Origin of the sequence: Paenibacillus sp. FSL R5-0923 (genome assembly GCF_038009145.1) — a bacterium.
Classification (GTDB): domain Bacteria; phylum Bacillota; class Bacilli; order Paenibacillales; family Paenibacillaceae; genus Paenibacillus_AQ.
The window spans coordinates 61,810-74,368 of sequence record NZ_JBBPAT010000001.1; the positions used below are offsets into that span (position 1 = coordinate 61,810).

Below are 12,559 nucleotides of genomic sequence, written 5' to 3' on the forward strand. Positions count from 1 at the left end.
GCAATCCCCCCTCGAAAAACTCTTTGATTCGGGTCAAAAAACTCCCTTCTGTCTGCTAAATATCGCAGATAAAAGGGAGTTTTTCTAATCTATTATTATTGGTCAGCCTTTAGACAAAATTAATTTTAAATTTGAGAACTGCTGTGGAATATAAAATTTAGTATACATTAACGGATAATCTGGCTCTGTTTTGTCGTAAAGGGTTTCTAGTAGTAAAAAGCACTCGTTCTGCCCCATTAATTTATCTTTCCGATCTGCTAAGTTAACGGTATGCGTATATTTTATTTCAATATTCCCATGGTTAGCATCTACATAAGCCTGATTCTCTAGAAAATCCAGCATTCTCTCTTTACTATCAAGATCCAAAGATAACCTCTCTACTGTTTGCATAGACATAAAAGTAAAAGCGTAAGCATGTAGCTCTCCTCCTGCTCTATACAAACGTTCCAAAGCTACAACTGTAGCTGAATCTCTTCTTAATACTTGTTTGGTATGTTCCGTTTGCGGGTCCAGCCGATAATGTAGATCTACTTGGTCAAATGCGCTTATATGACATTTATGCATGGGGTTGCTCAGTTTCTCTAATTGAGTATCCTCTTGTTTAAAAGAAGATTCAAGTACAAAGTTCCCCTTACCACGAACATTTCTTACTAATCCATCATCTTGCAAAAGAACTAAAGCTTGCCTTAAAGTAGCGCGACTAACCCCTAGTTTTTTGGCTAAATCCGGTTCTGAAGGAAGCTGGCTACCTACGAGGTATTCTCCTTTGTTAATCTGAAGAAGAAGCTCATCATATACACTGATATAAAGCGGCCGTTTCAATTTATCTAGTTTATGCGTGTTCATTCATCTAATGTCCTTTTCTCCCCATTATGACACATCATTTTTCAAGCGACAAGGAATGTCCTTCTCTGCTTCAATCGCAACGTAAAAACCTCCAAAAAGAAACTTTGGAGGTTTTTATGCGATATCAATTATTTAAGAAATGGCAGGAAAGACTCACCGTTGTCTGGCATATCAACATCAAAGTTATCTGCTATAGTCGCACCGATATCAGCAAAGGTATCATGCTCAGGTAATGCGCCACTGTCCTTTAATTGCTTGGAATAGACTAGGACAGGAATAAACTCACGAGTATGGTCTGTACCAGGGAAGGTTGGGTCATTTCCATGGTCAGCCGTAATGATTAACAAATCATCTTCTAGAATGGAATCGAATACCTCATCTAATCGTTTATCAAATTCCTCTAATGCTCTTCCATAGCCTTCCGGATCACGACGATGACCGTATAAAGCATCGAAATCAACTAAATTCAAAAAGCTCATTCCAGTGAAATCTTTCTTAATTACATCAAGCAGTTTATCCATGCCATCCATATTGTCTTTTGTACGAATGGATTCAGTAACGCCTTCACCATCGAAAATATCATTGATTTTACCAATGGCGATGACATCATAACCTCCGTCTTGCAAGCTATTCATAACGGTTTTATGAAATGGTTTTAAGGCATAGTCATGACGATTGGAGGTTCTCGTAAATTTCCCGGGTTGGCCTACATAAGGTCTGGCAATAATACGACCAATTAAATAGGCAGGGTCTTTGGTGATTTCCCGAACCTTCTCACAAATATCATATAACTCTTCTAATGGGATGATTTCTTCATGAGCTGCAATTTGCAGAACCGGGTCAGCAGAGGTATAAACGATCAGATCCCCTGTTTTCATTTGATGCTCGCCATATTCATCAAGAATAGCCGTTCCACTTGCAGGCTTATTCGCTACTACTTTTCGGCCAGTTATGTCCTCGATCTGTTTAATTAATTCGTCGGGGAATCCATTTGGATACACATTAAAGGGTTGATCAATATTTAAACCCATGATCTCCCAATGACCTGTCATTGTATCTTTCCCGACTGATTTTTCCTGTAATTTAGTATAATAAGCAAGTGGTTTCTCAGCTTTCGGAACACCTAAAATTTCTTCAATATTGGACAGACCCAATTTGGCCAGGTTGGGCAGATTTAATCCATTCATATGTTCTGCAATGTGTAAAAGGGTATGGGAGCCAACATCGTTAAATTGATCCGCGTCTTTCCCTTCTCCAATGCCTACTGAATCCATGACGATCAAATGTACACGTTTAAATTTCTTCATTCTACTCTCATCCCTTATCTAGTAATTAAAAATAATATAACCGGAACGACTTTACATAACAGGCTTCCAATATCTCATGCTGTATAAACTTTATATCGTTTTCATTAGTTTCACATAGAAGGAAAGCATTTATGCTAACTCTAATGCGATCTCCATCATTTTAGTAAATGCAGTTTGGCGTTCCTCCGAAGTGGTCTGTGCTCCTGTAATAAGATGATCACTCACTGTTAGAATGCACAGCGCTTTTACACGTGCTTGGATAGCGTTCCAATAGAGGGCTACAGATTCCATTTCAACACCCAAAATCCCTACATCCTGCCACTTTTTATTAGCTGCCTGATCCGCATTATAAAATATTTCACTGGATAAAATATTACCAATATGAACCTTTTGTCCTTGATCATCTGCTATTTTCTTAGCTTTCTCCAAAAGCTCAAAAGAAGCCGTTAGTGGATATTGTCCAGGTAAATTATATTGATGACCATAATTGGAATCCGTTGCAGCTCCCATACCAAAAATTACATCGTATAGCTCAATGTTTTCTTGCATTGCACCACAGGTACCAATTCTGATTAAATTCTTAACTCCAAATACATTGATTAATTCCCAAGAATAAATTCCCATGCTCGCTGGACCCATTCCCGTACCCATAACAGAGATTTTCTTCCCTTTGTAAGTACCGGTATATCCTAACATTCCTCTTACCTCGTTAAAGCACTGGTAATCTTCTAAAAAAGTTTCCGCAATGAACTTAGCTCTTAAAGGATCACCAGGCAACAGAATCGATTCAGCGATCTCTACCCCGTTCGGTTTAATATGAGGTGTCTCTTTGGAAATAGTCATCATTTTGATTGGCCCCTTTAGTAGAAAATGTACTTGTTTATCTTGTCTATTTTTTAGACAAGTTCAATTTATCATAACTTTTCGAGGGTTGCAAGCCCTTTCAACAAAACGTGTTCATGAAAGATTTGTGAAAACGGCGTCTCCAGCACAACCCTTTACTTGAGAAATAAAAAAACTCCCCTTTATTTGCTGGATAACGCAAATAAAAGAGAGTTTTTTTGAAATCTATAGTTGCACCGATCCTATTCCCACTCGATTGTTGCTGGTGGTTTCGAAGTAATGTCATACACTACGCGGTTTACGTTCTCAACTTCGTTAACGATACGTACGGAGATTTTCTCAAGGATATCCCATGGGATACGCGCCCAGTCAGCCGTCATTCCGTCGATGGAAGTTACTGCGCGCACACCTACTGTGTAGGAATAAGTACGAGCATCCCCCATAACACCAACACTCTTCATGTTAGGCAGGGCAGTGAAGTATTGCCAAATTTCACGGTCTAATCCCGCTTTAGCAATTTCCTCTTGCAGAATGTAGTCAGAGTCGCGAACGATAGTAAGCTTGTCCTCTGTTACTTCACCCAAGACACGGATAGCAAGACCTGGACCAGGGAAAGGTTGACGCCAAACGATAGCACGTGGCATTCCCAGCTCTTCACCCAGTTTACGAACCTCATCCTTAAACAAGGTATTTAGTGGCTCGATCAAGCTGAATTTCATGTCTTCCGGCAAACCGCCCACATTGTGGTGAGATTTAATCGTTTGTGCCGTAGCTGTTCCGCTCTCAACGATATCCGTATACAGTGTACCTTGTGCAAGGAATGCGAAATCTCCGAGCTTAGCCGACTCTTCGTCGAAGCAGTAGATAAACTCGTTACCGATGATTTTACGTTTTTGTTCAGGATCTTCAACACCTGCAAGCTTGCTCATGAAGCGCTCGCGTGCATCGATTTTCACGACATGAATATCGAATTTACCTACGAAGGTCTCCATAACACTTTCAGCTTCACCTTTACGCAAAAGACCGTGATCAATAAACATACAAGTTAATTGGTCACCGATTGCACGGTGAATAAGCATTGCAACTACGGAAGAATCTACGCCACCGCTAAGTGCGCAGAGTACTTTTTTGTCTCCAACTTGGTTACGAATATCTTGAATAGCTTCATCAATAAACGATTCCATCGTCCATTTGCCGTCGCAACCGCAAATTTGATACAAGAAGTTCGAGATCATCTCATTACCATGTACAGAGTGACGTACTTCTGGGTGGAATTGAACCGCGAACAATTTACGCTCATCATTGCTCATTGCCGCGATTGGAGCACTTTCAGTTCCTGCATCCAGCTTGAATCCTGTTGGAAGTTCAACCACATGGTCACCATGGCTCATCCATACCGTCTGACGGCTCTCTAGCCCAGCAACTAGTGCAGTACCATCTTCAAAATCAATATCGGCTTTACCATATTCACGTTTAGCGGAGCGTTCCACTTTACCGTCAAGTTGGTGAGCCATTAGCTGCATACCATAGCAAATACCGAAGATCGGTACTCCTAAATCATAGATCGCTGGATCTACATGTGGAGCATCTTCAGCATATACACTGCTAGGGCCACCAGAGAAGACAATCCCTTTAGGTGCAAGTGCTTTGATCTTGTCTACTGGCGTATTGTACGGCAAAAGTTCGCTGTATACTCCCAGGTCCCGAATTCTGCGCGCGATAAGTTGGTTGTATTGTCCCCCAAAATCGAGAACGACGATAATTTCATTTGGCTTATTCATTACGAGCCTCCCTTGATTATTGGATTCATTATACTCATGGTTAATTCTCATCGTCAAGGAAAGGAGAACACACTTCTCATAATAGGAGAGAGTTAAACTTCATGAAGAACATTCCTTTCCATGGAAGGAATTGTATAGCAGCATCAGCTGTTCTGACCGATTAAGTTAACCGGAAGGTGATGATCAGGCATTCACGTATAAACGCGGACGCATTATGAGTAGTAAGCTCGCTGATCTCTGCAGGTGATGCTGGTGATGCTGGCGCCGCAGACATTGCAGGGATTGCAGATATCATCGACCTTGCTGACATTCTAGACGTTGCAGACATTGTAGGCATTTCGTTCACGGGATCGGCTGCGACGATGGCTGAAGGCGCGTACGCCAGGGTCTCCCACTGGCGTACGAACTGCCGGACGGCTTCGCTTAGTCCGGCATCGTAGATCTGCAGGGAGTCCACATACTCCCTGCCAGTGACACCGGGCGGCGGCGGTCCATACCGCTCCGCCAGCCCGTGCCAAGCTAGAGAGGCAGCGCGCAGCTGCCTCTCGCGGCTCATGCTGCTGGCGCTGCGCGCGGCCAGCAGCAGAGCCAGGCTACGCCGCCAGCGCCAAGCGGCGGCGGGAAGCAGCGCCGCGGCAGCGAGCGGCGCGGCAGAGGTCCCGCCCGCCAGCGGCAGGGCGGGCAAGCCCGCGCTTCGCGCAGCTTGCGGCGCGAGCGAGGCTGCCGCAGGCAGCGCCGGTGCGGCGAAGCCGGCGGCAAGGGCGGGGCCAGGCGTTGGGTCGAATAGGACCCAACCGGCGCCGGCGAAATAGACCTCCACCCAAGCATGGGCATCGCCCTGGGTGACTAAATACTTCGCCGGCATAGTATCGTCCTGCAAGGTCCCAGGCCCAAAGCCTTGGACATAACGAGCAGGAATTCCTGCACTGCGCAGCAGTACGGTCATAGCTGTTGCAAAATGAACACAGTAGCCTTGTTTCGTCTCAAATAAAAAGTGATCCACAAAATCAGATCCGGATGGTGGAACCGTTGTGTTCAACGTATAGGAATATCCATGTTGTAAGTAATCCTTAATGGCAGTTACAGAGTCATAGCGGTTACCTGAAGAAGCTGTAAGCATCTCCGCCAGATCTCTCACTCGTACGGGTAACAAATCTGGCAATTGCAAATACTTGCCCATAATGTCCTGAGGATCGCTACTGCTTAAACCACGAAGCAGTAGTGGATCGCTCTCAGGAAGTAAGGACTCCACTGAATATTCTGTGATCCGTGCAGAGCCTATTGAATCAGGCAGACGAAAACTCTCTCTGTCTATGTTAGACAGCACATATCCCAGTTTACTTCCGCCCAAGAGTTCAACCGACTCAACATCAGTTATTATTCCCGCATTGAATAAAGGAATTCCCCCAGAAGAAGGGGTGGCAAATTGTATCCGCTGTTGAAGTGTTCGTTTCCTAGTTTCACCGCTTAGCATCAATGAAGGATTCTTTGGAATACCAGACAGATTAAGCGGCATAAACTCTTCGCCTCCCCTGATCCATCGGCGACCATCATAGTAAGCAATGCTCTCACCTCGCCAGTAAGTACGCTCGCTAGTTATAGCTGTAAAGACTGGTTCAGTATTGCGGGATAACGGGGCACCGAGTTCACCGTCATTCGAACTATACCCTGTTGTTCCTGAAGCATTAGACGCCTTATCTTCTGGTAAATGGCCTGAAGCCCAAGTCTGCAGCTTCTGAAATGTCGATTGCAACGTAAGCTCGCTGGTTGGTCTTGCCCCGAGCAGCTGCCCACCGAACCATGCTGTTGCCATCACGACAATGGCTGTCGCCAAAGTCAACCCTCCCCAACGCGCATAAGGCAGTGTAGTAACTCCCTCACGTTCTTGAAGACGCAGGAGACCACTCATCGCGTGCATCCAAAAAATAAGACCCATTGATATCACAATATCCATTGTGGTATTGACGTCAAAGCCCATATCCAAGATCAGCAAGTAAATGATTGTAACTGCTGTGAATAGCACTGTACTCCCTCGGAAGAGTGCAAGCTGCTGTACTGAGGATACCAATAGCCCCCAACCTACAATCAATATCAAAAGCCTGCTGATCTCGCTTAACTGAGAAACATGTCCAGAAAGAAGCAGAATGAGATCATTCGGAATTTCGTCCGCATAAATCCCTAACCACCCTATGCCTTCGCCCCCACTGCATAAGTAAAGCCATGCTGAAACAGTAATAAGAAATTGAATACTTAGCAGTAGCCACCCCGGAATCTGAAATATCCCCCATAACAGCAACACTGCCGCCAATACCATTAGAACTTGTAGCATCTTGGAGGTATCTTCTAATAAAGCAGACCTATATAAAGGGAGTAACCATTCAATAAATAGCCCCATAATGGCCAAAGAGAACAGCAAACGATAGTACAGAGGCACTTTTCTCTGCTTACCGGCATGTCTGTTCTCTATTTGCCCCAAATTGAACTGAAAGCCATTCATAGCCAGTTCTGTATCACCCGATTTTCCCTTACCGTAGTGTTGGTTTTCCGGATGATTCATGGAACTCTACCTCCCTGAATCTGAATGCTGGCAATGCATCATCCAGACAAAACATTCGTGCTCCAAGACGAGCCAAACTATCTCCGACAGTTCCCCTTCCAGGCTGGCGAGCCTCCCCTGGCTTCGGTGCTGATTGGTCCCAAGCATAATAAAGCTCCACCTTCACACCTTGCATCAAGAACTTGGCAATCACCTTGGCAGATTCCTCTTCTAGTCGTCCCGTGATAATGGCTACTGTCATCCCCGGAATCCAGCCTCGGGAGGCATCATCAAGCAGCAGCGACAGGTTTCTAGTGCCATCCAGAGAAATTTCAGTCAGAATATCCAGCACTCTCCCTGGGATTTTACCCAGACCTTCATGTCTAGCCATACCTTCTGGCCAACCGCCGCTAAACAACTGAACATAAGCACCTGAACGCTCAGCGGAGAGCATCAGCCCCATCGCTGTCGACACCGCTTTCTCAAATGCTGGAGGCGAATCGTCTCGGCTCCCACGAGGTTTAAGCGCATCTGTAGGAACCTCGTAGCTGAACGGGTCATTAGCCAATACGATACAGGTCATTCTTGCCTTTTCCCGTTCTGGAACTTTGCTCTGCAGTGCTCCCGTTCTTGCACTATTCTTCCAATGAATTCGGCTAAGTGGATCTCCTGGCTCATAATCCCTGGATTCCAAAGCCTCATCGCTGATGCTTCTTCCCCTTCTAGAATACAAGGTGTCACCCGTCATAAATCCGCTATCTGGTACAGTTCCACCAAAGTATAAAGGCGCTGGCAGCACCTTAAAACTCTGTCCTCCATCCGGTTCAGATCTTCCCGTGAACCAACCCGGGAAATCTCCCCAAGTTACTCTACAGCCAAGCAGATGATGATTGCCGCGAGATAAATTTTCAATCGTGTATGTGTATGAAAAAGAACGTTTGAATCCAGGAAATAGCAGCTTCTGATGATGGCTATCACCCCAATAATCGGCAATGGTCATCCAAGGGAGAGGCAACCGAGAAGAGAAGCTCAGCTGTACCTTCACATGAAGTGTATTTCCAGCCATCGGTCTCGCAGGAGTAATTGTACGAACTAGCTTAATCGTCCGTGGACCAGAGAGCTGAAGCATAAGTCCACCGAGCATAATAACTCCAACAACGATCAGGAGAAACAGCAAAGACGGACCTCCTCGCCAAACATATAAAGCACCTATAATTCCAGCCACAGTTAGCATCCTTAACCATTCCATCAGAGCACTTCGGCTACGCGGATAAGAGAAGCTTTTGACACTTCCGGCATCTTTCTTCAATTGATCAATTAGTGATGAAGAGGACAATGGTACACCCATCCTTTGGTCATAGACTTGTTCCCAGCTCAGGAACTTATTACTATCTATTCTTCCCATGAAAAAGGGTGCCCAGACATTTGTTTTTTCTTTTTACTAGACAGCCTCAGCTCTTCTTTCAGAATGTTTTTACCCGGCGTTCTACTTCATTAACGCTTATATTAAGCGGAGGATGACCTGTTGTCTCCAGCAGTTCTCGTAGCGATACCCAGATCGATCCACCAATCATTTCTACCCTCGCATCGATTGTCTTTTGACCCTTATCAGGATGGTTTAGAATCAATTGTTTGTTCATTACATCGGCAATGACCGCTTTCCCGTTCCAATCTATTTCTCCACTTCGGCTATTCACATCCCAGCTAACTCGCCCTCCAAGCCGTTCAATTACAGCACGAAGCGGAACCATATACTGTCCATTTCGCACGGAATATTCCCCGGGATTCAGCTTCGTCTCCAGCTTTCCGACCTCCAGAATCAATGGCTTTCCAGGCGCAAAGAGCTCCGCATTCGGTGTGATATTTGAGGCGACCCAAGCTTCTGAAGGCTTTTCCCGTCCCAAATTAGTGGCTTTTGAAGAGACTCTAAATTGTACAGGTTCTACCGTTTCATCCAATAGGCCAAAGTCATATCCAGCCGCCTTATAGCGTGCAATAATGTCCGGCAGCGCTTTGACGCTCTCTTGATGACCGCCACCATCATGTAGCAGCAAAATAACCTGGGAAGACTTCATATCCATTGTGGATTCCTTCAAAATTTCTGAGGCTGGCACGCCTTTCCGTTTAGAATCGCCGCTATCCACCGTCCAATCCATCACCTTATAACCTGCTTGCTTCAATAAATTGAAATAGGTATTATCAAAATGATCATAGGTTCCACCTGGGGCGCGGATAAGCTGTGGCCGAACCCCTGTAATCCCCTGAACAATCTCTTCAGTCTGTTTAATTTGATTCCAAAATTCCGTGAATCCACTATATAAATCATGGTAATTATGATTATAGGTATGATTGCCAATCGCATGGCCCTGTTCCCATATGGAGTCGATGAGCTCAGGATGGCTTTTCGCTTGATTACCAAGAACAAAAAAGGTTGCCTTCACACCTTCCTGATGTAAAATTTCAAGTACATTGAAGGTGTTATCGCTAGGTCCGTCGTCAAATGTAATATAGACTGTTTTTTTAGATATTTTGGCTGCTGTGATTGCAGAACTCGTTGTCGAAACCTTGGATATTTTCTCTACCCCATTAGCTTGAGGGAGTTGAGTCACAGTAAGGGCCGCACTTAAAGAGGAGTGAACTTCCGGAGATGCAGAAGCGAGTGGTTCTACTGCAGATGGCAAATCTTGCATCGTCGCTGCGGTAAGCTTATTCTTAACAGATACAGACTCGGCGCTAGCGGGCTGCAAGGATCGGAGCTCCCATGAATTCAAGTTTTTCCCTATACTCCATCCGAGCATTACGATGAATATTACAACCATAACGAGCAATCCGCTTATCAACTTTCGGCGGCTGTGTGCGCTTTTATTACCCTTCATCTTCTCTACCTCCAGCATTCTATTGGCTTAAAAGCCATTTGGTAGATTGTATGAAGACAAGCTGTAAAATAGAATAAGGCAACTGCCTCTTGGAGAGTGACAATCTTATGGAAATGCTGAGTTTTATACAAGAATTATTCACCAAATATGGATATAGCGTATTATTCTTTGGATTACTTCTCGAGTTCGTTGCCCTGCCCTTTCCCGGAGAGACCACTATGGCGTTTGCCGGTTTCCTTTCCTATACTGGGAGACTTGATTTCTTTACGCTAATTGTAGTTGCTTTTGCAGGCACCACAGCTGGGATGACCCTCACCTATTTTGTCGGATTAAAAGCCGGTATGCCCTTTATCCAGCGATATGGAAAATGGTTTCTATTCTCACCTACTAAGCTAGAAAAAACACAGAAATGGTTTGAGAAATACGGAAGCTTTCTAATTTTTATCGGTTATTTCATTCCAGGGGTACGGCACTTTACAGGTTATTTTGCTGGTATTATCGCGCTTCCCTTCCGTAAATTCGCCCTATATGCTTATAGTGGAGCCGTATTCTGGGTATTACTGTTTCTTAGCATCGGAAAGGTGTTTGGTCCACAGTGGATGGGCATCTTCCATTTGTTCGAGTCATATGCGCTTTGGATTATTTCTGGTGGTGCAGTAATAGCAGCTCTTGTGATCATTTACCGTTATCGCAAAAACATTGGTGCCCGCCTCTTCCCTGGCAAAGCTGCCACTCGGATTCAGGCCCAGATTAAAAAACCTTCCAAGGAGCGGTGAATTCACCGCTCTTTTTACTACGTATCAACGCATACCCTGCCAACAGTATAGCAATTACAGAAAACCCTGCTCCCCCAGCAAAACCCAGCGCCCGAGGCTTCATCCATGCTTTATTTTCAAGAATTTGCTAAGATGTAGTACATCATTACATAACGAAATTATCCGAAAAGGAGGGCTCTACTTTTTGAAAATTGATCGATTGCTCTCTATCGTCATTCTACTAATGAACCGGCGTCTCATTCAGGCGAAGGAGCTCGCCGACATGTTCGAAGTGTCCGTGCGTACCATTTACCGTGATATTGAAAGTATTAATGGGGCTGGAATTCCTATCGTCACCTATCAGGGATCGGGTGGTGGTATCGGCCTTATGGAAGGCTACCGGTTAGACCGCAATGTATTGACCGACCGCGAGCTGGCTGATATTTTCTCCGCTCTGCAAAGCGTCTCCTCTTATGGCGGAACTGAACACACTCTGCTCATGGAGAAGATCAGTAGCGTAATCCCGCCCTCACAGACCGCCGCTTTCCGAAGCAAAACGACCCAGCTTATCATCGATTTCTCTCCTTGGGGTCTTCAGCCTATCCTAGAAGAGAAGATTGCAACTCTAAAAGAGGCGCTGGAAGAAAACAGAACTGTGGCCTTTGATTATGTCAATGCCGAGGGGCAGTCCAGTCAGCGTTCTGTCGAGCCCTATACTTTAGTCTTAAAAGGACAAGCATGGTACTTGTATGGTTACTGCCTGCAACGCCAGGATTTCAGATTATTCAAGCTGCATCGTATGAAAGGACTCGTTAAAGAAAAACGGGAGTTCATTAGAGAAGATAGGGACATGCATGAGCTGCCCTGGAGCACTGATTATCAGCGAGTGACTTCTGCCTCAGTAGTGTCGCCAATCCTTCTGCACTTCACAGCTGAAGGCAGACATCTAGCGGAAGATCGCTTTGACTCCACTGAGCTTCAACCGGACGGACATGGTGGATATAACGTGTCCATCCATTATCCCGAGGACGGATGGCTCTATGGTTTCTTGCTCAGCTTCGGAACGGCTTTAGAAGTGCTAGAGCCGGAACATATTCGTCAGAAGCTTGGAGAGTTGGCTCTTGGGGTTGCCAAAAAATATGCAACCTCGCTTTAAACCTGACGGTATGTCGTCAGATTCATAGTTCTATAATGTACTTAAAGCGAGTGCTCATAAGCTTCGCATACTTTTAAAAGGAGTGCTGTATATGAATCAAGAGCATGTAGGGCAAATGCAAGGCGAACCGAAATTTTGTCAAAGCTGTGGGATGCCTATGCCTACGGAAGATTTACTTGGAACGAACAAGGAAGGGCAAAAGATCGAGGATTATTGTGTATACTGCTACGAAGATGGAGCATTTAAACAGCCTGATATTACGCTGCAAGAAATGTCTGACATTTGTACAGGCTACTTGGTTCAAGAAGGAATGGATGTGGCTGTCGCCCGCAAATTACTCGCCGAACAGCTGCCTCATCTGAAACGGTGGAGAGGCGTAGCCAGCTCTCCTTCAACAAACTAATAATCAGCACAAAAAAGCGGACCAAGTGAATTCTTGGTCCGCTTTTTATAGGCACT

The 12,559-nt window shown here is 45.0% G+C and carries 10 protein-coding genes; 3 read left to right on the forward strand and 7 right to left on the reverse strand.

Annotated features, from left to right (window positions below; translation table 11 throughout):
• Positions 1-102: 102 nt before the first annotated feature.
• The 7 genes from MKX35_RS00275 to MKX35_RS00305 all read right to left on the reverse strand — a co-directional run bounded on the left by MKX35_RS00275 (position 103) and on the right by MKX35_RS00305 (position 10,189).
• On the reverse strand, positions 103-846 hold the full coding sequence (locus tag MKX35_RS00275; protein WP_076285857.1) for a GntR family transcriptional regulator: 744 nt from the start codon (positions 844-846) through the stop codon (positions 103-105).
• A gap of 128 nt (positions 847-974) precedes the next feature.
• The gene (gene deoB, locus MKX35_RS00280) at positions 975-2,153 is read right to left on the reverse strand and encodes a phosphopentomutase (RefSeq protein WP_076285858.1); all 1,179 of its coding nucleotides are present in this window, start codon (positions 2,151-2,153) and stop codon (positions 975-977) included.
• Between the two features lie 129 nt (positions 2,154-2,282).
• On the reverse strand, positions 2,283-2,999 hold the full coding sequence (gene deoD / locus MKX35_RS00285; protein ID WP_076285859.1) for a purine-nucleoside phosphorylase: 717 nt from the start codon (positions 2,997-2,999) through the stop codon (positions 2,283-2,285).
• Between the two features lie 239 nt (positions 3,000-3,238).
• Positions 3,239-4,777, reverse strand: coding sequence for a glutamine-hydrolyzing GMP synthase (gene guaA / locus MKX35_RS00290; protein WP_076285860.1), 1,539 nt, complete (start codon positions 4,775-4,777; stop codon positions 3,239-3,241).
• A gap of 160 nt (positions 4,778-4,937) precedes the next feature.
• Positions 4,938-7,334: a DUF4129 domain-containing transglutaminase family protein gene (locus tag MKX35_RS00295; protein WP_076301088.1), complete on the reverse strand. Its 2,397-nt coding sequence runs from the start codon at positions 7,332-7,334 to the stop codon at positions 4,938-4,940.
• The gene (locus tag MKX35_RS00300) at positions 7,303-8,718 is read right to left on the reverse strand and encodes a DUF58 domain-containing protein (protein ID WP_081383094.1); all 1,416 of its coding nucleotides are present in this window, start codon (positions 8,716-8,718) and stop codon (positions 7,303-7,305) included. The genes MKX35_RS00295 and MKX35_RS00300 overlap by 32 nt, the downstream gene beginning before the upstream one ends.
• A gap of 58 nt (positions 8,719-8,776) precedes the next feature.
• Positions 8,777-10,189 (reverse strand): polysaccharide deacetylase, encoded by a 1,413-nt coding sequence (locus MKX35_RS00305; protein WP_076301087.1) that lies wholly within the window; start codon positions 10,187-10,189, stop codon positions 8,777-8,779.
• A gap of 107 nt (positions 10,190-10,296) precedes the next feature.
• Here MKX35_RS00305 and MKX35_RS00310 point away from each other — a divergent pair, with 107 nt between their 5' ends.
• From MKX35_RS00310 to MKX35_RS00320, 3 genes are all read left to right on the forward strand, one after another.
• The gene (locus MKX35_RS00310) at positions 10,297-10,965 is read left to right on the forward strand and encodes a DedA family protein (protein WP_076301086.1); all 669 of its coding nucleotides are present in this window, start codon (positions 10,297-10,299) and stop codon (positions 10,963-10,965) included.
• Between the two features lie 184 nt (positions 10,966-11,149).
• Positions 11,150-12,100 carry a helix-turn-helix transcriptional regulator gene (locus tag MKX35_RS00315; protein ID WP_076301085.1) on the forward strand — a complete coding sequence of 317 codons (951 nt, stop codon included), beginning with the start codon at positions 11,150-11,152 and terminating at the stop codon, positions 12,098-12,100.
• A gap of 91 nt (positions 12,101-12,191) precedes the next feature.
• Complete coding sequence (locus MKX35_RS00320; RefSeq protein ID WP_256716437.1) at positions 12,192-12,503, forward strand: zinc ribbon domain-containing protein; 312 nt, start codon at positions 12,192-12,194, stop codon at positions 12,501-12,503.
• Positions 12,504-12,559: the final 56 nt, after the last annotated feature.